Origin of the sequence: Aphanothece hegewaldii CCALA 016 (genome assembly GCF_003007785.1) — a bacterium.
GTDB classification, from domain to species: Bacteria; Cyanobacteriota; Cyanobacteriia; order Cyanobacteriales; family Microcystaceae; genus Chroococcus; species Chroococcus hegewaldii.
Genome location: NZ_PXOH01000014.1, coordinates 15394 through 34805, shown reverse-complemented (window position 1 = coordinate 34805; position 19412 = coordinate 15394). Strand labels below are relative to the sequence as shown.

At 37.6% G+C, this 19412-nt stretch carries 17 protein-coding genes; 10 read left to right on the top strand and 7 right to left on the bottom strand.

All coding sequences use genetic code 11. From position 1 onward, the window contains the following. Positions 1-12 precede the first annotated feature (12 nt). Positions 13-1191, top strand: a complete 1179-nt coding sequence (locus tag C7H19_RS13615; protein WP_106457427.1) for a glycosyltransferase family 4 protein — start codon at positions 13-15, stop codon at positions 1189-1191. On the opposite strand, the gene C7H19_RS13610 is transcribed toward C7H19_RS13615, so the two are convergent. Then, positions 1181-2230, bottom strand: coding sequence for a glycosyltransferase family 10 domain-containing protein (locus C7H19_RS13610; RefSeq protein WP_106457426.1), 1050 nt, complete (start codon positions 2228-2230; stop codon positions 1181-1183). The genes C7H19_RS13615 and C7H19_RS13610 overlap by 11 nt on opposite strands. Before the next feature lie 35 nt (positions 2231-2265). Here C7H19_RS13610 and C7H19_RS13605 point away from each other — a divergent pair, with 35 nt between their 5' ends. After that, positions 2266-3429, top strand: a complete 1164-nt coding sequence (locus C7H19_RS13605) for a glycosyltransferase (RefSeq protein ID WP_106457425.1) — start codon at positions 2266-2268, stop codon at positions 3427-3429. A 12-nt stretch (positions 3430-3441) separates the two neighbouring features. Continuing rightward, complete coding sequence (locus C7H19_RS13600; protein ID WP_106457424.1) at positions 3442-4128, top strand: hypothetical protein; 687 nt, start codon at positions 3442-3444, stop codon at positions 4126-4128. On the opposite strand, the gene C7H19_RS13595 is transcribed toward C7H19_RS13600, so the two are convergent. Continuing rightward, positions 4097-4981 (bottom strand): FkbM family methyltransferase, encoded by an 885-nt coding sequence (locus C7H19_RS13595; RefSeq protein ID WP_106457423.1) that lies wholly within the window; start codon positions 4979-4981, stop codon positions 4097-4099. The two genes, C7H19_RS13600 and C7H19_RS13595, sit on opposite strands and share 32 nt — an antisense overlap. A gap of 100 nt (positions 4982-5081) precedes the next feature. Between C7H19_RS13595 and C7H19_RS13590 the strand changes: the two genes are divergently transcribed. Genes C7H19_RS13590 through C7H19_RS13580 form a run of 3 tightly spaced genes read left to right on the top strand, consistent with a single transcriptional unit; the run spans position 5082 to position 7534 of the window. Further along, on the top strand, positions 5082-5936 hold the full coding sequence (locus C7H19_RS13590; protein ID WP_245927516.1) for an ABC transporter permease: 855 nt from the start codon (positions 5082-5084) through the stop codon (positions 5934-5936). A 3-nt stretch (positions 5937-5939) separates the two neighbouring features. Continuing rightward, positions 5940-6734, top strand: a complete 795-nt coding sequence (locus tag C7H19_RS13585; RefSeq protein ID WP_106457422.1) for an ABC transporter ATP-binding protein — start codon at positions 5940-5942, stop codon at positions 6732-6734. Beyond that, on the top strand, positions 6734-7534 hold the full coding sequence (locus C7H19_RS13580) for a glycosyltransferase family protein (protein WP_106457421.1): 801 nt from the start codon (positions 6734-6736) through the stop codon (positions 7532-7534). Before C7H19_RS13585 ends, C7H19_RS13580 begins: the two co-directional genes overlap by 1 nt. A gap of 63 nt (positions 7535-7597) precedes the next feature. On the opposite strand, the gene C7H19_RS13575 is transcribed toward C7H19_RS13580, so the two are convergent. The 3 genes from C7H19_RS13575 to C7H19_RS13565 form a co-directional block, all read right to left on the bottom strand. Then, positions 7598-10309 carry a phycobilisome rod-core linker polypeptide gene (locus C7H19_RS13575; protein WP_106457420.1) on the bottom strand — a complete coding sequence of 904 codons (2712 nt, stop codon included), beginning with the start codon at positions 10307-10309 and terminating at the stop codon, positions 7598-7600. A gap of 274 nt (positions 10310-10583) precedes the next feature. Next, on the bottom strand, positions 10584-10913 hold the full coding sequence (locus C7H19_RS13570) for a hypothetical protein (protein ID WP_106457419.1): 330 nt from the start codon (positions 10911-10913) through the stop codon (positions 10584-10586). 216 nt (positions 10914-11129) lie between these two features. After that, entirely contained in the window at positions 11130-11705 is a 576-nt protein-coding gene (locus C7H19_RS13565; RefSeq protein WP_106457418.1) for a Uma2 family endonuclease, read from the bottom strand. A 211-nt stretch (positions 11706-11916) separates the two neighbouring features. On the opposite strand from C7H19_RS13565, the gene C7H19_RS13560 reads away from it, so the two are divergent. After that, positions 11917-13107: a class I SAM-dependent methyltransferase gene (locus C7H19_RS13560; protein WP_106457417.1), complete on the top strand. Its 1191-nt coding sequence runs from the start codon at positions 11917-11919 to the stop codon at positions 13105-13107. Positions 13108-13131: 24 nt separating this feature from the next. Here C7H19_RS13560 and ftsY read toward each other — a convergent pair whose 3' ends face one another. Both ftsY and acs read right to left on the bottom strand, forming a co-directional pair. Then, a complete protein-coding gene (gene ftsY / locus C7H19_RS13555; protein ID WP_106457416.1) occupies positions 13132-14508 on the bottom strand; it encodes a signal recognition particle-docking protein FtsY in 1377 nt (458 codons plus the stop codon). A gap of 111 nt (positions 14509-14619) precedes the next feature. Beyond that, complete coding sequence (acs, locus tag C7H19_RS13550; RefSeq protein WP_106457415.1) at positions 14620-16593, bottom strand: acetate--CoA ligase; 1974 nt, start codon at positions 16591-16593, stop codon at positions 14620-14622. A 148-nt stretch (positions 16594-16741) separates the two neighbouring features. Here acs and C7H19_RS13545 point away from each other — a divergent pair, with 148 nt between their 5' ends. From C7H19_RS13545 to C7H19_RS13535, 3 genes are all read left to right on the top strand, one after another. After that, entirely contained in the window at positions 16742-17464 is a 723-nt protein-coding gene (locus C7H19_RS13545) for a pyridoxine 5'-phosphate synthase (protein WP_106457414.1), read from the top strand. A 38-nt stretch (positions 17465-17502) separates the two neighbouring features. After that, positions 17503-17829, top strand: a complete 327-nt coding sequence (locus tag C7H19_RS13540) for an MgPME-cyclase complex family protein (RefSeq protein WP_106457413.1) — start codon at positions 17503-17505, stop codon at positions 17827-17829. A 171-nt stretch (positions 17830-18000) separates the two neighbouring features. Beyond that, positions 18001-19239, top strand: a complete 1239-nt coding sequence (locus C7H19_RS13535) for a glycosyltransferase family 4 protein (RefSeq protein ID WP_106457412.1) — start codon at positions 18001-18003, stop codon at positions 19237-19239. Positions 19240-19412 lie beyond the last annotated feature (173 nt).

The window sequence follows — 19412 nt, the reverse complement described above, 5'->3', positions numbered from 1 at the left end:
AAGATATTATTTGTGACCTACGGGCTTCCCTATCCACCTAATAGCGGTGTAAGAATTCATGATTTTAATCTTATTAAAAATATTTCACAATATCATCATGTTTTTTTACTTAGTTTACTCGAATTTCAAGAAGAAGTGCAATATTTATCACAATTAAAACAATATTGCCACACTATAGATTATGTTTTTGCTAAACCTCGTTCTTTGAGGGAAACTATTCGAGAAGCATTAAAAGCAATTTTAACAAAGCGACCAATAGCAAGCTATCCTTTTTATTATGATGAGATGGCTAGTAAGCTTAATGAAGTTTTGAGGAATCATCACATTGATATTATACAAATTGAGCATTCTTTTTTAGCACCTTATATTGATGTTATTTACCCTAAAAATACCTTACGAAAAATTCTTTCTTTTCATAATGTGGGATATCAACAATATCGCACAATGATTAAATTAAATAGTAACTTAAAAGAAAAGTTACTTTATCAAATTAAATGGTTACTAATGCTAAATTGGGAGGCTAAATATGCTCAGAAGTTTGATCATTGTCTCGTTGTTTCATCACTTGAAAGACAGTTACTTCCTTCAAAACTAGCGATATCTGTCATAGAAAATGGAATTGATACTCAGTCTTATCCGTTTCTTGATGATGCTAATAATAACACTATGATTTTTGTGGGAACGATGGGTTATGCTCCTAATGTTGATGCTATACTTTATTTTTGTGCTCAGATTTTTCCTGATATTCAACAACAATTATCTAATACAAAACTTTTTATTGTGGGTAATCATCCTAAACCTGAAATCTGTCAACTAGCATCATCAAAAAATATTATTGTTACCGGTGCTGTACCTGATATTATTCCTTATTATCAACAATCACAAGTTAGTATTGTTCCATTAAGGGCAGGTGGTGGTACAAGACTCAAAATATTAGAAGCAATGGCTTTAGGTAAGGCTGTCGTTTCGACATCATTGGGTTGTGAAGGTTTGCAAGTTATACACAAAAAACATATCATGATTGCTGATACACCTTTAGAGTTTGTACGCCATACTATAGAACTTCTTACTAACAAAGAATTAAGAGAAAAAATAGCAAAGAATGCCCGTCAGCTTGTCGAAGTGCAATATGATTGGTCAAAAATTAGTCAAAAATTAATGACGGTTGACGAGAATTTACTCAAACATTAGATAACTTTTCTTGTATTTTCTCACAAAGCCTAATTATTGGATTCACTTTTTGACTTTCAACCAAATCTAAAAAACTTTTTCGTCTCGGTTTATTTCTCCAATCAAAATACTCTTCATATGCAGTATCATTTTGCTCAAGATACAGTAGGTATTTAGCCAAAGATTTAGGACTATCAAAATCACGAATATCGATAAAGCAATGTTCTCCTGGCGCAAAATCTTCAATATTGGGCGCACCTAGATAAATTGGAACAGAGCCAACGAAAAGAGGAGCAAAAAATTTTTCTGTTACATAATCTTTAACGAGAGCATTTTCGATTGATAGCGTAAATTTATAGTGAGTAATTATTTCGTTTTTCGTCTCTTTTCTTTTATCCACAAGTAACTTTTTATTATTTAACACTTTGCCATAACTATGAATTTCGATATACTGCATTAATTGAGTAACATATTGGGTTCTCTTGCTGAGTTCATAGTAACTAGATGCAAAATAAGCAACTAGATTCGTTTTGGGTTGTAGTTCAGGTAATTCTTTAAAATCTTGATAATGCTCTGGGTCAAGATATGAAGTGTATACATCATAGTCAGTGCGATAACCCATGATTAAATCAAAGTGTTTCATAAACTTAGGATCTCGGAAATAAGGATAAAGTCCCTCACTTTCCATTGTGCAACTCACCCATATTTGACCTGGAAGCTTTGCAATCCTGTTCATTAGACCTAGAGTCGGCAAATAAAAAACAACTACCGATGCGTCCGAAATTCGCTGTTTATCGGTTGTAATTTCAAAGTTATTAGGTAGCTTGAGAGATGGTGAAAAAAGAGGCTGACCCCACATGGTGTTAAAGAATAGTATGATAATTTTTTCAGTAGTATTGGGTTTGTTTAAACCATAAAGAAGAACGGGAGTCGGTTTAACGAAAGAGAAAGCCACCCTAATTTTATGGAGATAAAATACTTTACATACGGTATAAATTAAATATAAATAATTTCGCAAACTTAAAAAAAAGAAATACCAAGAATTTTCGAGGATTTTCATAGGTCAATTAATCAACTAAACAACTAAGACTTAAAATGAAAAAAATTTTATTGATTGAACATAATTTACAGCCTCCTGGAGGAGGAAAAGCTGTTACTGCTTGGATACTCGAAGCACTAAAACAAGAATACGAGATTACTATACTAACTTGGAATGCTGTTGATTTTGACTCGATTAATAATTTTTATGGAACATCCCTCAGTAGCTCTGATTTTAATTTATATACAGTTCCTTGGGTCTGGCAAAGTTTAATTAATTTGATTCCTGATCAGTCTGATTTTCAAAAGTTATGTCTACTCATGCGCTTAAGTAAAATTATTCAAGTTAATTACGATATTGTGATGACAATATCTTGTAATGAAGTTGATTTAGGAGTTCGAGGAATTCAGTATATAAACTACCCTTATTTATATCACTTATATCAACAATTACAAGGTGATTTTGGACAATATAGTTATGATTATTTAAAAAAAATTAAAACTCATTTACGACCTTGGAAATTAATCTCAGGCTATTCATTTGAACGAATGAAACAAAATCTGACATTAGTCAATTCAAACTGGATAGGAAAAAAAATAAAAAAGTGTTATGGTATTGAAACTAAAACGGTTTACCCTCCAGTACATGGTATTTTTCCTCAAATTCCTTGGGAAGAAAAAGAAAATGGTTTTGTCTGTATTGGTCGAATTATTTTATGCAAAAGATTTAAAAGAATGATTAAAATATTAACTGAAGTAAGAGCTAGAGGTTATGATATACATTTACACATTATTGGAACAGCAAACAATGATTTAATAAAAGATAATTATTATTTAGAAATAAAGCAACTAATACAAATCAATAATTCTTGGATATTTTTTCATGAGAATTTATCTCGTAAAGAATTAATTAACTTAGTTTCTAAACATCGTTATGGCATTCACGGGATGCTAGATGAACATTTTGGAATAGCAGTAGCTGAGATGATAAAAGGGGGCTGTATTACCTTTATTCCAGGGGATGGAGGACAAGTAGAAATTGTCGGTGAAGAAAAACGTTTACTCTATCAAACAGTTGGAGAAGCTGTCGAAAAAATTGTCTCAGTTATTAGCAATCCCGATGAACAAAAGCATCTTTGTCAATACCTTCAGGATAGAAGTCAATGCTTTTCAATTGAGCAATTTAAAGAAAATATTAAAATAATTGTAAGACAATTTTAAGGATTAAACTAGATGATTTTATTGAGCATTCTGATTCCAACTTTAGAAAGTCGTAAAAATCAATATGAGCGTCTGTATCAAAAGCTCAGTCAGCAAATATCTGCTCATTCTTTAATTGATAAAGTTGAAATTTTACAGTTTTTAGATAATCAAGAAAATTCTATTGGTTTTAAACGAAATAAACTTATTCAATCAGCAAAAGGTAAGTTTATTGCTTTTGTTGATGATGACGATGATGTTAGTGATAATTATATTCCTCTAATTTGTTGTATTCTTAAAGAAAACCCAAATATAGATTGTATTGGAATCAAAGGACTGATTACTTTTGCTGGGAAAAAACCTAAAGTTTTTATTCATTCTCTACAATATCAAAAATATTTTTCACAAAATGGTATTTATTACAGACCACCTTATCATCTTAATCCGATTAAACGCGAGATTGCTAGACAATATTTATTTGAAGATATTAGCTATTCTGAAGATGTTGATTGGGCTATGAGAATTTGTCAAAATCAAGCATTACAAACTGAATATTTTATCGATCAAGTTATTTATTATTATGATTCTAGACGCTTTTGGTTTTATCAGGAATTACTAGATCGAACTGAACCTTTACGACACACACTAGGATTACAGTTAGCTAACAGAATTAAAGTTCAAAGATGGCTTAAATCTCTTCTTTTCTACAGAGTAAATTAGTTCCTACTTCGATATCAGATGGATAAGTTTGCAGTAAACTTTGAATATTTGCTTTTTCAATACCGTTTTCCTGCAAAATATAAATAGTAAAACCAAGTTTCTCAATCAATTCAAGATAGATAATTGGCTCTACACCAGCAAATTTTAAATGATACGGTGAAAATTCTGTAACAATTTCTACTTTTTTATTTTTATTAATTAGATTAATCATTCCTTGTAATGCTTCATATTCAGCCCCCTGTATATCCATTTTAATCAGTCTAATTTCTGGCTCAAAATCAGCAAAATAATCATCTAGTTTTAGAGAATCTATTTCAATATATTGTCTACCATCTTCAGCATCATAAATTCGATGATCTCCTATATTGTCCTCAGATATGTATAATTTTAGGCTGGTATTTTGATGAGAAACCGCTTTATTAATGAGCGTAATATTTTGATATTGATTAACTTCTACATTTTTTTTGAGCAGTAAAAATAGATTTGGTTCTGGCTCAAAAGCATAAACTTTTCCTTTGTTTCCAACTTGTTTAGCAAATAATAAACTAAAGTATCCAAGATTAGCGCCAATATCTAAAACAATATCATTTTCTTGAATAAATTTAATAAAGTAATTTGTTTCGCTTTGCTCCCAAAAACCATTAATAATCAAATCAGAATTAATCGGACCTAATGGTTGATTTGGATCTTGGTACATTTTATGTTCCCCAACATTAATGTAACCCGATCTTAAATAAAATAATAACCATCTAACGAATTTGCCAAAGATTGGGACTGTACTTAAGTCATAGTTAGGTAATAGTTTTAATTTTATTTTAAAAATAATCCGTATTATTTCTCTCATAATCTTCATTTAAGATTTCCATAAAGATTAATTGTACCTTGAGAAAATTAGCTGCTAATATAGCAAAAAGAATCAATGTGATCAACTTTTTATTTTAGCGAGTCTGCTTGTGGCAACGAAAAAACAATCCATTTATCATACTCCACTACCTATTACGATAATTCGCCCACCAACAAAACGAATTTTTCTTAATCTTTGGGAACTCTGGGAATACATAGATTTATTGTATTTATTCGTTTGGAAAGATCTTAAAGTGCGTTACAAACAAACTATTGTCGGTGCGAGTTGGGCTGTTCTTCAACCTTTCATGACAATGGTTGTTTTAAGTCTTTTTTTTGGAAAATTGCTTAATATTCCCTCACAAGGCATTCCTTATCCAGTCTTTGTTTTTACAGCTTTAGTTCCTTGGACTTATTTTACCAATATCTTGGTACAAACGAGCAATAGTATTGTGAACAATTATGATGTGATTACTAAAGCGTATTTTCCTCGTTTGCTTCTTCCGATGGCAGTTATTGTAACAGGTTTAGTCGATTTAGCGATCGCCTTAATTATTTTACTCGGAATAATGCTTTTTTATGGTATCGTGCCGACTGTAGCAATTTGGACTTTACCTTTTTTTATTATACTAACGATTACAACAGCTTTTGGAATTGGGCTATGGTTAGCCGCGTTAAATGTTGAATATCGAGATATCAGCTATATCCTACCTTTCATTACCCAAATCTGGTTTTTTATTACTCCTGTGACGTATTCAAGTAGCTTAATTCCTCCCCAATGGAAAGCGATTTATGGGATTAATCCAATGGCGGGTGTCGTAGAAGGTTTTCGATGGGCGCTGTTAGGAAAAGCCGAATTTTCTGGTATCTTACTGCTGGTTTCCGCTTTGGTTGCGGTACTATTGGTAGTCAGTGGTACTTACTATTTTCGGTTTAAAGAAGATAGTTTTGCTGATGTGGTATGAAAGATGACAAATTTAGCGATTAGACTCGAAAATTTAAGTAAGCGTTATTGTCTCGATCAACGAAATCCCTCTAGCGCTCTCCATGAATTTATTGATGACATTATACGCTCACCTTTGCGTCAATTTAATCCTAAAAAACAAGTCAAAACACAAAATAATTACATTTGGGCTTTAAAAGATGTTTCTTTTGAAGTAAATCAGGGCGAAGTAGTCGCAATTATGGGTCACAATGGTGCTGGTAAATCTGTATTACTGAAAATTCTTTCTCGCATTACTAAGCCGACTGAAGGTTATGTTGAAATACATGGTAGAGTAGGTTCAATGATCGAAGCGGGTGCCAGCTTTCATCCTGAATTAACTGGGCGCGAGAATATTTATTTAAACGGCATCATTTTAGGAATGAAACGGGGAGAAATTAACGGTAAATTCGATGAAATTGTTTCTTTCGCAGAAATAGAGGCATTTTTAGATACACCTGTCAAGCATTATTCTAGTGGTATGAAAGGGCGATTGGGTTTTGCGATTACGGCACATTTAGAACCCGAAATTTTGATCATTGATGAAGTTCTAGCAGTAGAAGATGTAGCCTTTCAAGAAAAATCTTTTTTAAAAATTAAAGAAATTGTTCAATCTGGCAGAACGGTCTTATTTGTAAGCCATAATATGAAAGCAGTTGCAAAGATTTGCGATCGCGCTATTCTATTAAATCAAGGACGGGTTATCTTGCAAGGTAAAACAGATACAGTTCTGTCTCACTATGAAAGCTATAAAACTAACCTCAAAAATTTAGAAAACTGATGGACAATACGGAAAAGATCCTCATCTTAACACCAGTCAAAGATGCTGAATTATCTTTAGAAACATATTTTAAATTACTAGAGCAACTTACCTATCCACATCATTTAATTTCTCTAGCATTTTTAGAAAGTGATAGTATAGATCAAACTTATAAGGAACTCAAAAAAAGACTACCACAGCTAAACCAAAAATTTGATTCAGCTAATCTCTGGAAAAAAGATTATGGGTTTCGTATCCCCGAAGGAATGCCACGCTGGGCTTTAAAAATTCAAGTACAACGTAGAACAATCCTCGCTAAAAGTAGAAATCAGCTTCTATTTCATGCCCTCAATGAGCAAGATTGGGTACTTTGGATAGATGTTGATGTAATCGAATATCCACCCGACATTATCGAAAGATTTTTAAACACGGGAAAAGTGATCGTACATCCTCATTGTGTTAAAAAATATGGTGGAAACAGTTTCGATCTTAATGCTTGGCGCGATAAAGGAAAACGATATATGCACGATTTAAGAAAAGAAGGAGATTTAGTTAAAATTCATGGTGTTGGTGGAACAATGCTGTTTATTAAAGCTGATATTCATCGAGAAGGATTAGTTTTCCCGCCTTTTCTGTATGGAAATCAAAGCAAGTTAATACGCCATGATAATTATTTTTCGGGAACTAAAGGCATAGAATGGCTGTTGTCTAAAAAATATAAAGGTGAGATCGAAACCGAAGGACTAGGGATGATGGCTTATGATATGGGCTATGAATGTTGGGGAATGCCAAACTTAGAAATTATTCATAAAGACGCTTAAAAAAAATAGAGGCGCAGAATATACGCCCCTTTTAACTAACTACAATTTATGACTTGGAAATGATTAACCGCCGACTTTCACCACAGGTTTAAAACTGGGGACAACGACTTCACTATCTTGTTTAGTGAGTTTGTTATACAGTTTCTCGGTGTTGGGGAAGTTAGCAGCAGGTAAGGTGGGGAAACGACGATAGGGTACTGTATCTTCGCTGAAGAGTTGGAGATATTCCATACTGTTCACCATCGAGCGAATAAACCCACGAATCCCTTGAGTAGCCAGAATTTGGTTATATTTCTGGATTTCTTTCTGATTGAGTGGCGCACGTCCTAAGAAATGCTTCGTACCCAACTCAATTACTTTGGTATTGGGATAAGGGGTATAGAATTCTTTGATGTACAGATCAGAGTTTCCGAGTCCTTCGATAAACTCTTTAACAGTAATCTGACCGTTGCTTAACTTACTTTCGAGTGCAGTAAATTCAGCTTGGACGACATAGGGTTCGAGATCCCGTTCAAAGATTTGACGATAGGCCGCACGAATGACAGTTTTTACCCCTACTTTATCAGCTAAAGAGGTTAGTTTAAAGTTCTTCGTTTGTTCGCGTTGAATGCTAACACCCTGATTAACACGGAATTTAATTTCGGGTTCGCTTCGGACTGCGGTGACTTGACCTAACTCGATAAAGCGTGGTGTTTCTTCTTTATCAATTCGTTGTCCGATGTCTTCTTTGATCGCACCAACTCGCGCATTGCGTAGTTGTAAACCGCTAGGAGTTAAATAACGCTCATAAGGAACGGTATCCTCTCCAAAGGCTTCGTTATATTCTGGACTATCAACGATCGCGTCAATCAGAGCATAGAACCCTTGTTTGGCGCAGATATCGAAGTACTTATTCATTTCCTGACGACCGTAAGTCGGACGACCTAACAGACGACGGTGAATGTATTCGATCGCTTTAACCACATAAAGTGGAGTCCAATAAATTTTACGGAAGGCTTCAGACTTCGCCAAGGTTTTGATAAACTCGCGTAAGCTAATATCGCCGTTTTCGAGTTTAATTTCTGCGACACTGAGGCGTTGTCCTTCGTAGGGCATCCGTCCAAAGACTTGACGGTAAGCAGCGTTAAGGATTTTTTGCGTTGAGCTTTCGCCATATTTAACGCTAACACCGTTACTGCTACCGGGTAACTCGTTATTGAGTCGGAAGACTTTCGGTCCGAGTGTTCCTGGGAATTCTCCTCTTGCACTGGGGTTGCTATTTTGGTTATTAATTGCTGGCCCTTGGTGAATGAGAATTCGTTTCGTGTCTTTGCTAAAGGGTGCAGGGCTGGTATTAGGATTGCGAGTTTCTTTCGGGAAGATCGCTCCAAATTGGATTTCTAGGGGATCGTTGCCAGCACCGTAAACGTGTTGATCGGGTAGAGGGCGATCGTATTTCGCAAAAGTCGTGACAAATTGCGGTACTTTGCGGAAAGGTGCGCTGTAGTTAAACAGATCTTGCTGCATTCCCCAGTTGCGACACTCTTGCGCTTCTGTTCCTAAACCCCGAAGATAAGGTACGGTTTCTTCGCCGAAGTAATCCGAATACTCTTGAGAATCGACTAACGCATCAATGAGAGCCGATAAACCGCCTTCAGAAACGATCGAGAAGTATTTCTGTACTTCTTCTCTTGAGCTTGGCCCACGACCTAAGAAGTGACGGAAGGCTAATTCTAGAGCGCGGCTGTTAATAAACGGCTCAAAGAACTGTTTACGATACAGAGGCGATTTTCCTAAACGGCGTACAAATTCTTTCATCGAAATAGTACCGTTTTTAACCTGAGATTCCAGATAGGAAATCGACTGGCTGTAAGCGCGAGTAATATCTCTTTCAAAAATTTGACGGTAGGCTGCTTTAATGACCGAGATTTTCTCAGAATCAGATAAACCAGGCTTCATGACAAATTTTTGTCGTTTTTCTGAAGCGTTGAAATAACTCTGAGGTAGGGTCAAACCTTGTTGATCAGACGACGGACGCTGACGAACTTTATTCGACGGTGTGGGGGCTTTGAATTCGCTAATCAGAACATTAAAATAGTCGCTGATGATTTGTGCGCCTTCTAAATCTCTTTGGAAATATTCCAGAGAAGCAGCCCGCATTTCTTGTAGGGCGACGAGGGTTGCATCGGTTGAACAAGCATTCTCGATGACTTCCCGTAAACCACGAGTGTTGACGACTAAAATACTAGGATCACCCGCAACGATCGCATAAGTCGTATAGCGCAAGAACCAAGACAAGTCTCTTAAAGACTTTTGCATATTGCTTGGGCCATAACGAGCTATATTGATCGGACGGAACCCCGGGGGAATTGGGCCAGATGAGTTAAAAATGGAACGGAAACCGCCGACAATGCCGCCGCCACCGCCGCCACCGCTACTACCTTCCGAGTAGGTTACTGTGCCGAGTTTCATGCCTTCTCGTACATCTGGTGTTTTTTTTGCTCCTGCACCTACCATCACTTGTTCTACGGGGGGCTTTTCTAAATAAGCCATAGGAGAACCCCCCGTAAAGATCCGATTTGCGGCGCGAGACACGATAAGATCAGAGTTTCTGGTTAGGGTTTGGGCAATTGCCAGCCGTTGAACACCAGAGCGATAGTAAGCAACTAATTCGTTTAATTCGGCTTTCGCTAAATAACGATCTTGCTGTTCAGCTTGGATAATTGCTGAAACAGGGACTGTTTGATAAAGTTGGGGACGTGCTAACGAGCTTCCACCACTTGCCTTAACACTCATTGGATTTTAATTATCTCCCATTGACAAAGATTGCGTTTCTACTCCAGACGGAGTGATGAGATCCGCAACATCTTGTTTTAAAACCAGATGTTTAAAATTTCAGTCAGCATCTAGATTAAACTGTTTCGTGCTTTCTGAGGACGTTTGTTAAGAATTATATAGAATATTGGTTCAATTTGGATAAACAGGAGAACAAAGCTTAACTTAATGTAACTCAGTAGTCAACTCCACTTCGGTTGATCTGTTTTAAAAATTAACTTTACAAAGATATACATTAAGAGTCTATCTCATCACCCTGACTAGCTCGTCTCAAATATCGTATTTCTTCAAGCAAAATATTAAACCTTTGATCGGATTCTGCTTGTCGTTGTTTAAATAGCTCCATCTCTTGTTTAGCTAACTCTATATCTTGTCTATGTAACTCTATATCTTGTTTAGCTAACTCCATATCTTGTTTAGCTAACTCCGTGTCTCGCTGTTGTTGTGCGGCTACTTGTAACAAAGCTTGTGCGGTTATCCTTAGTCCATCTATGTTATCTCGAAGCTCAACCAAACTTAAAGCCAACTCATCTAACATTTCATCTGTCCATCGTTGAACTGCCATTGTATTATCTTAATATCTGTACTACTTTCAATTTTAGTTAATAATTGTTGTTTGGGTCAAGTCAGGCAAGGATTCTGACCTCGTTTAACTCGAATTAAAACAATCTATAAGATTCGTAATAATTGATTAACTTATTTTAATCAATCAGCAAATGTCATACGAATTTAGCTTGTTGAGTGGCTTCAGGTCAGCGTGTGCATGACTAATGAAGCAATATTAAATTAATTCTAAATCTGCATCTTCGTAGAGTTCGAGAAAAGAAGCTGTTAGGTTAATACTTTGAAGTGTAAAAGTTTGTTCTTTTGGGGTATATGTTTCTAATACCCATAAATTTTGCTCGTTACGTCGAAAGATTTCAACTCTTTGGTGTTTGGTGTTAACAATAACGTATTCTTCTAGACTATCCAATGTTTGATAATCGTTAAATTTATCGCCGCGATCAAAAGCTTCGGTAGAATTAGAGAGAACTTCTACAATCAGTTTAGGAAAACGTTTATAAGTCGAAGTTTCTCGATCTTGGGGGTTACAGGTAACTAAAAGATCTGGATAATAAAAACGGTTTCTTTTTTCGATTGTAGCTTTAATATCAGCAAAATATACTCGACAGTTTGTTCCTCGCAGATGATTACGAATCAACAAAGCAAGATTTAAGGTGATGGTGTTATGAGTATCTGTCGTTCCTGACATAGCGTAAACTTGTCCGTCTATATATTCGTGCTTGAGCGGGCTTTCTTCTTCAAATTTAAGATATTCTTCGACGGTTAAAGGAATGTTATTCGATAGAGCAATCATAAAAATCTTACTAGGTGAAAATGAATTTATAGATAAAGAAAACGAAACACGTCTATTAATACACCATGACATTATTTATTTTATATGGGTATTAAGGTCAGTGGTATTAAATCAATGAGGAAATTTTAGTCAGTTAAATCACGCCGTTTATATTTAATGTCTCTAGCTCGTTCTATACTAATAAAGAAGCGCCTAAAAATTGATTGAACTCATGTCCAACGATACAACTCGTAGAAAAGCGGTACAACGTCTTTATAATACTTATCCTTTTCCGCCAGAACCTTTACTCGATGAACCCCCACCAGGCTATAACTGGCGATGGAATTGGACGGCGGCTTATAATTTCTGTACGGGACATAAACCCACTCGTCACAATGTCCGTATTTTAGATGCAGGATGTGGTACAGGTGTTGGTACAGAATATCTGATTTTTCTTAATCCTGAAGCGGAAATTGTCGGGATGGATCTCAGCGAAAAAGCTTTAGAAATTGCTCAAGAAAGATCTCAACGATCGGGTGTTATCGCTTCTCACAAGGCTCCTGTTTCATTTCATCATATCAATATTGAAAATGCTGATCAAATTCCTGGTGAATTTGATTTAATCAACTGTGTAGGCGTATTACATCATTTACCCGATCCCGTGAAAGGTATTCAAGCTTTAGCAAAAAAATTAGCCCCAGGCGGGTTGTTTCATATCTTTGTTTATGCTGAGTTGGGACGTTGGGAAATTCAATTGATGCAACAAGCGATCGCACTTCTTCAAGGTGAACGAAAAGGCGACTACAAAGATGGTGTTTTTGTCGGTCGTCAGATTTTTAATTCTTTACCAGAAAACAATCGAATTGTCAAGAGGGAAAAAGAACGATGGTCATTAGAAAATCATCGAGATGAATCTTTTGCTGATATGTATGTTCATCCTCAAGAAGTTGATTACAATATCCATACTTTATTTGAATTGATTGACGCTTCAGGATTGGAGTTTATTGGTTTTTCTAATCCCCAATACTGGCAATTAGATCGTTTATTAGGGAAATCACCCGAATTACTTGAAAGAACGCAATCTTTAAGCGAAAGAGAAAAATATCGTTTGATTGAACTTTTAGATCCTGAAATTACTCACTATGAGTTTTTCTTGGGTAAACCTCCTATTGTAAAAACAGATTGGTCAGATGAGCAATTATTACGGGCTGCGGTTCCTGAAATTCATCCCTGTATGCACGGTTGGCCGAGTTCTACACTGCTCAATTTAGATTATCAACCGATTACTTTATCTGATGATGAATTTAGATTTATGGAGCATTGTCAGGGACAAACCGTAGGGGAAATTATACAGGAAACGAAGATCAGTTTAGACGTAGTGCGATCGCTTCAGCAAAAACAATTGATTATTTTAGAGATTTAATGTATAATACCCGAACCATTTTGATTACCCATTTAAAAGAGCCTCGACAAACTCATAACTCGAAAATGGTCTTAGATCTTCTATTCCTTCACCTGCACCGATAAAACGAATGGGTAGATTTAATTCTTGTACGACGGCTAAAGCTACGCCACCTTTAGCGGTTCCGTCTAACTTGGTTAAAACTACACCACTGAGTTGAGCAGCTTCGGCGAATACTTGCGCTTGACGTAAGCCATTTTGTCCCAAGGTAGCATCTAAGACTAATAAAGATTCGACATGAGCATTACTCGCTTTTTTATCGACAATACGACGAATTTTGGTCAATTCGTCCATAAGATTTTTCTTGTTTTGTAAGCGTCCTGCTGTATCGACTAATAATAATTCTATATTTCTCGCTTGTGCTGCGGCAATTCCATCGAAGACGACGGCGGCGGGGTCAGTATTTTTACCAGGGTTGGCGATGACTTCCGTGCCACTGCGATCGCCCCATACTTTAACTTGTTCGACTGCGGCTGCCCGAAAGGTATCTGCTGCGGCAATTACACAACTATAACCCGATTTTTGGGCGAGATGAGCTAGTTTCCCGATGGTAGTGGTTTTACCTACACCATTTACGCCCGTGAGTAACCAAATATTCAGCTTACCTTTTTCGGGTTCAAAGCTAACATCTTCCACATCTTTAAGAGGGCGATCGAGGATTTCTCGTACAATTTCTTTAAGGTATTCTAAAGCTTGATTAGAGGGTAAAGCTTCTTGACGTAGTTTTGTTTGTAGTGCGTCTATAATCTGATCAGTCGCCTCTACTCCGACATCCGCTTGCAGTAAAATAGATTCTATATCAGAAACCGCATCTTGATTGAGTGGCCCTTGTCCAACAATGGATTTAAGCTGATTAACTAAACTTCGTCTTGTTTTACCGAGTCCTTGGCGAAGTCGTTTGAGCCAGTTAATTTCTTCTTCTGAAACATCTTCCGCTTTCCGTCCTTGTTTGGCTAAAACGTTGGCCGACCAAACAAATTCTTCATCAAGAGTATCATCAGTTTGGGTCGTCGTTTCTGGTTCGTCTGTGGGTGAAACAATTGCAGTTTCTTTAAGTTCTTCGAGTCGTTTCGATTTTTGCATCCAAGCGGGGCCCGATGCGGTTACTGTTTCTTCTACAGCTTCCTTAATTTCTTCTTCAGGTGGGTTGACTTCTGTTGTGTTTTGTGATTTGCGTTGTTGAATATTTTTAAAAGCAGTTTTCGCCCAGTTGAGGGTATTTGTCTCGGTTGTTTCTGAGACTGACTCGACGGTTTCGGTTTGAGTCTCAACGATGGAGTCTTCGACTGTAGGCTGTTGTTCTTGTTCCTGTTCTTGGGGTTGGTTAGAGGAACTATGCTGACGACGAAACCAATTAAACATTCAAGGACGATGGTAGGAGAATAAAAGGGTGTATGTCTATCTTACAAAAAAAAAGAGAATGACTTAAGAGTGTTAAATATTGGGTTTGGCGACCAAACCCCTACAAGTGTTCTAAGAGCCAGAACGTAATTTATCTAAAACCGATCGATCCTCTAAAGTAGAAGTATCACCGACGATTTCTTGTCCTGCTGCTAAACTACGCAACAAACGCCGCATAATCTTACCTGAACGAGTTTTTGGCAGAACATCAGTAAAACGAATTTCCCCTGGACGTGCGATCGCTCCAATTTCCTTGACCACATGGGCTTGTAGTTCTTTCAAAAGTGCGTCAGAAGCCACATAATCGCCTTCTAGAGTCACAAAAGCGTAAATTTCCTCACCTTTGAGGTCATCGGGCTTACCCACGACTGCTGCCTCAGCAACCGACGGATGGGACACTAAAGCTGATTCTACTTCCATTGTTCCCAAACGATGACCCGCAACATTGATCACATCATCAACGCGACCCATCACCCAGAAGTAACCATCTTCATCTTGACGACTTCCATCACCAGCAAAATAAATATATTCTCCATCTTTGGGGGCGATATGTTCCCAATAAGTATTACGGAAGCGTTCAGGGTTTTTATACACTGTTCGCATCATACTCGGCCAAGGATGTTTAATGACTAAATATCCACCTTCATTCGCTGGAACTGGAGTACCATCAAGATCCACGACTTCGGCTAAAATACCGGGAAACGGACGTGTTGCAGAACCAGGTTTAGTCGGTGTTGCACCGGGCAATGGCGTAATCATGATACCACCAGTTTCGGTTTGCCACCAAGTATCAACGATCGGACATTTTTCATTCCCGATCACACGATGATACCAGATCCAAGCTTCAGGGTTAATCGGTTCGCCAACAGTTCCTAATAAACGCAAAGAAGATAAATTACGTGCATTCGGTAATTCTTCTCCCATTTTAATAAACGCACGGATCGCCGTTGGTGCAGTGTAGAAAATATTAACTTTATATTTTTCGATAATGTCCCAGAAACAACCAGGGTTAGAAGGACGCGGCACCCCTTCATACATCAAAGTTGTCGCACCATTGGATAAGGGACCATACACAATATAACTATGTCCTGTGATCCAACCGACATCAGCCGTACACCAATAGACATCAGTATCTTTGAGATCGAAGATCCATTTCGTCGTCATGTGGGTGTATAAATTATAACCCGCCGTCGTGTGAACAACGCCTTTTGGTTTGCCCGTTGAGCCACTGGTATAGAGAATAAATAACATATCCTCACTATCCATCGGTTCAGCAGGACAGTCATCAGACACTTGCTTTTGTAAATCATGCCACCAATGATCACGCCCTTCTACCATTGTGACGGGTTCTTTGGTACGCTGAACGACTAGCACATTTTGGACACTTGGGCAAGCATTATTCGCTAAAGCCAGATCGACTTGTTCTTTGAGGGCGACGACTTTGTCTTTACGGAAGCCACCATCTGCGGTAATAACTAGAGTTGCTTCTGCATCTCCTAGACGTTCTTTTAGGGCTTCTGCACTAAACCCACCAAAAACCACGCCATGAACTGCACCGATTCTAGCACAAGCTAACATAGCTATAGCCGCTTCTGGGATCATCGGCATATAGATCCCAACGCGATCGCCTTTTTTCACCCCTAGCTGTTTCATCGCATTGGCAAACTGACATACTTCCCGATGCAGTTGGGCATAGGTAAGGGTTCGCGTGTCCCCTGGTTCACCTTCCCAGATCAAGGCTGCTTTATTTCGTCTCCAAGTGGTGAGATGTCTGTCAAGACAGTTGTAACAAATATTAATTTTTCCACCGACAAACCATTTAGCAAAGGGCGGATCATTCCAGTCTAGAACAGTATCCCATTTTTGGAACCATTCTAATTCTTGTTCGGCGAGTTCTGCCCAAAAAGCGACAGGATCGGCTTTAGCTTTTTCGTAAAGTTGTTCATACTCATCTAGGCTTTTAATATGTGCGTAAGAAGAAAATTCCGACGGTGGGTTAAAGACTCTTTCTTCGTGTAAAACGGATTCAATAGTAGATTCTGACATATAGTATTTGTCTTATCTAATTTTCTTGTTGATAGCCGATTGTCTCATAAAGAGCGACCGTATGCGATCAAGATTAGATGAGGAAACGATGAGGTAAGTATTAAAATGAAAGTCTAGACTAATTTCCATTCATAGGAGACATTTAGTTTTGCTGACACTAGGTGTTAATATTGACCACGTGGCGACCGTTCGACAAGCCCGCAGAACCGTAGAACCTGATCCTGTTGCGGCGGCGGTATTAGCGGAATTAGGGGGCGCAGATGGCATTACAGTGCATCTTAGAGAGGATCGCCGACATATCCAAGACAGGGATGTTAGGCTATTACGTCAAACCGTCAGAACCCATTTAAACTTAGAGATGGCACCGACTGAAGAGATGGTTGGTATTGCACTTGATATTAAACCTGATTATGTCACACTTGTACCCGAAAAACGGGAAGAAGTCACAACAGAAGGTGGTATCGATATTGTCGGGAATTTAAAGCGTTTTACAGAAGTGGTCGAACAGTTACAAAGTGCTGGAATTCCTGTAAGCTGGTTTATTGATGCTGATCCTTCACAAATAGAAGCCGCAGCCAAAACTCAAGCTAAATTTATTGAACTCCATACAGGTAAATATGCAGAAGCGATTAGTGAAACTGGCCGCTTTCATGAGTTAGAATTCTTGAGAAAAGGTTGTGAGATTGCGATCGCTTCAGGTTTACGAGTTAATGCAGGACATGGCTTAACCTATTGGAATGTTTATCCAGTGGCTTGTTTATCGGGCATGGAAGAACTTAATATTGGACATACGATTATTAGTCGTGCGGTTGTGGTTGGACTCGAACGCGCTGTTAAAGAAATGAAATTGGCTATGCGTGGCCAACTATAATTAATAAAAGTTGTAGGAACGCACTTAAGGAATATATCATGACCACTTATTATTATGTTTTAGCGAGTCAAAAATTTTTACTCGAAGAAGAACCCTTTGAGGAAGTTCTTAAAGAACGAACCAGAAATTATCAAGAACAAAATAAAGAAATTGATTTTTGGCTAGTTAAACAACCTGCTTTTTTAGAAACTCCAGAATTTGCTCAAATTAAAGCTAAATGTCCTCAACCGGCTGTAGCAGTAATCTCGACTAATCCTCAATTTATTACTTGGCTAAAATTACGCTTAGAATATGTGATTACAGGTGAATTTCAGTCCCCTTCTGATTCTATTCCATCACCATTGGCTTCTTTAACTTCTGTTTAACTAGATTGAACGAAAGAGTTTGGATTTTTTACCGCCGTTCCTCATCGCATCTTTTCTGCGAGACGCTGAAAGGCGGTTTATTCCGCACACATACATTTAATCGATCATAATCTTATTGAATCGGATGATCGTAGCAGTATTCATTTTAAAAAATCTTTGATCATCTAAAATATGACGATCGCATATCTCATTAACCAATACCCTAAAATTAGTCATAGTTTTATCCGTCGAGAAATTATCGCACTCGAACAAGCAGGAATAGCGATCGCTCGTTTTACGGTTCGTCCCACCCGTGAAACCCTCGTCGATGAAGCGGATCAACAGGAATTAGAAAAAACCCAAGCTATTCTAGATGTGGGTCTTTTTGGTCTATTATTTAGTTTAATTCAAAAGGCTATTACAAGTCCTTTGCGATGGTTAAAGGCTCTAAAATTAGCGATCGTTCTAGGACTAAAATCAGAGCGAGGAGTTTTAATACATCTCATCTATCTCGCTGAGGCTTGTGTTTTTTGTAGCTGGTTACAAGAAAAAAACATCTCTCACGTTCACGCTCATTTTGGCACGAACTCGGCCACAGTAGCATTACTAACTCATATTTTAGGCGATTTTTCCTATAGTTTCACGGTTCACGGGCCAGAAGAATTTGATAAGGTTCAAGCGATCGCATTACCTGAAAAAATTAAACAAGCGTCTTTTGTTATTGCAATTAGTGAGTTTGGGCGTAGTCAACTCTATCGCTGGTGTAGTCATGAACAATGGTCAAAAATTTATGTGATTCACTGTGGCGTTGATCAATCATTTCTCAATACTCCTTTTCAGCCTATTCCCGATGAACCGCGTATGGTGTGTGTTGGGCGACTCTGTGAACAAAAAGGACAATTACTTTTAGTCCAAGCCGTCTATAAATTAGTACAAAAAAACTTTAATTTTAAAATTGTGTTAGTGGGAGATGGGGAGTTACGGCAAGAAATAGAATCTTTAATTAAACAATATAAATTAGAGAAACATATAGAAATTACGGGCTGGGCAAGTGGAGAAACCGTACAAAAACAGATTTTAGCCGCTAAAGCGATGATTTTGCCTAGTTTTGCCGAAGGATTACCCGTTGTGATTATGGAAAGTTTGGCTTTGTCTCGTCCCGTTTTGAGTACATATGTTGCAGGTATCCCCGAACTTGTAGAACCGAATGTCTGTGGTTGGTTAGTTCCCGCCGGTTCAGTCGATGCTTTAGTAACGGCTATCCAAAATTTATTAGAAACATCAAACGAACAATTAGAACAAATGGGGCAAGTCGGGGCAAAACGAGTTCAAGAGCAATACAATACAAGAATAGAAGGGGAAAAACTGGCGAAATTGTTTAGTACATCAATCAATACCGCCAGTACATCAATCAATACCGTCAGTGAATAAATTCACTGTCTAATAGCTCAAGTCCGTTAAAACGGACTAAAAAACCTGAAATTAGTCGGTTTAAACAAGGGGCTGTGTCTGCCGTCGCACGGCAGACCTTGTACGCCCCGCCGACTTAAGCTATTAGCCGTGAAATTCATTTCACGGTGGTTCATCATAAGCGAATTAATGGG

What these genes read in the sequence shown, in the direction of transcription:
- C7H19_RS13535 (WP_106457412.1), top strand. Translation starts at nt 18,001, where the DNA reads ATGACGATCGCATATCTCATTAACCAATACCCTAAAATTAGTCATAGT.
- C7H19_RS13565 (WP_106457418.1), bottom strand. Translation starts at nt 11,705, where the DNA reads ATGATTGCTCTATCGAATAACATTCCTTTAACCGTCGAAGAATATCTT.
- C7H19_RS13575 (WP_106457420.1), bottom strand. Translation starts at nt 10,309, where the DNA reads ATGAGTGTTAAGGCAAGTGGTGGAAGCTCGTTAGCACGTCCCCAACTT.
- C7H19_RS13600 (WP_106457424.1), top strand. Translation starts at nt 3,442, where the DNA reads ATGATTTTATTGAGCATTCTGATTCCAACTTTAGAAAGTCGTAAAAAT.
- ftsY (WP_106457416.1), bottom strand. Translation starts at nt 14,508, where the DNA reads ATGTTTAATTGGTTTCGTCGTCAGCATAGTTCCTCTAACCAACCCCAA.
- C7H19_RS13595 (WP_106457423.1), bottom strand. Translation starts at nt 4,981, where the DNA reads ATGAAGATTATGAGAGAAATAATACGGATTATTTTTAAAATAAAATTA.
- C7H19_RS13605 (WP_106457425.1), top strand. Translation starts at nt 2,266, where the DNA reads ATGAAAAAAATTTTATTGATTGAACATAATTTACAGCCTCCTGGAGGA.
- acs (WP_106457415.1), bottom strand. Translation starts at nt 16,593, where the DNA reads ATGTCAGAATCTACTATTGAATCCGTTTTACACGAAGAAAGAGTCTTT.
- C7H19_RS13610 (WP_106457426.1), bottom strand. Translation starts at nt 2,230, where the DNA reads ATGAAAATCCTCGAAAATTCTTGGTATTTCTTTTTTTTAAGTTTGCGA.
- C7H19_RS13540 (WP_106457413.1), top strand. Translation starts at nt 17,503, where the DNA reads ATGACCACTTATTATTATGTTTTAGCGAGTCAAAAATTTTTACTCGAA.
- C7H19_RS13585 (WP_106457422.1), top strand. Translation starts at nt 5,940, where the DNA reads ATGACAAATTTAGCGATTAGACTCGAAAATTTAAGTAAGCGTTATTGT.
- C7H19_RS13570 (WP_106457419.1), bottom strand. Translation starts at nt 10,913, where the DNA reads ATGGCAGTTCAACGATGGACAGATGAAATGTTAGATGAGTTGGCTTTA.
- C7H19_RS13560 (WP_106457417.1), top strand. Translation starts at nt 11,917, where the DNA reads ATGTCCAACGATACAACTCGTAGAAAAGCGGTACAACGTCTTTATAAT.
- C7H19_RS13580 (WP_106457421.1), top strand. Translation starts at nt 6,734, where the DNA reads ATGGACAATACGGAAAAGATCCTCATCTTAACACCAGTCAAAGATGCT.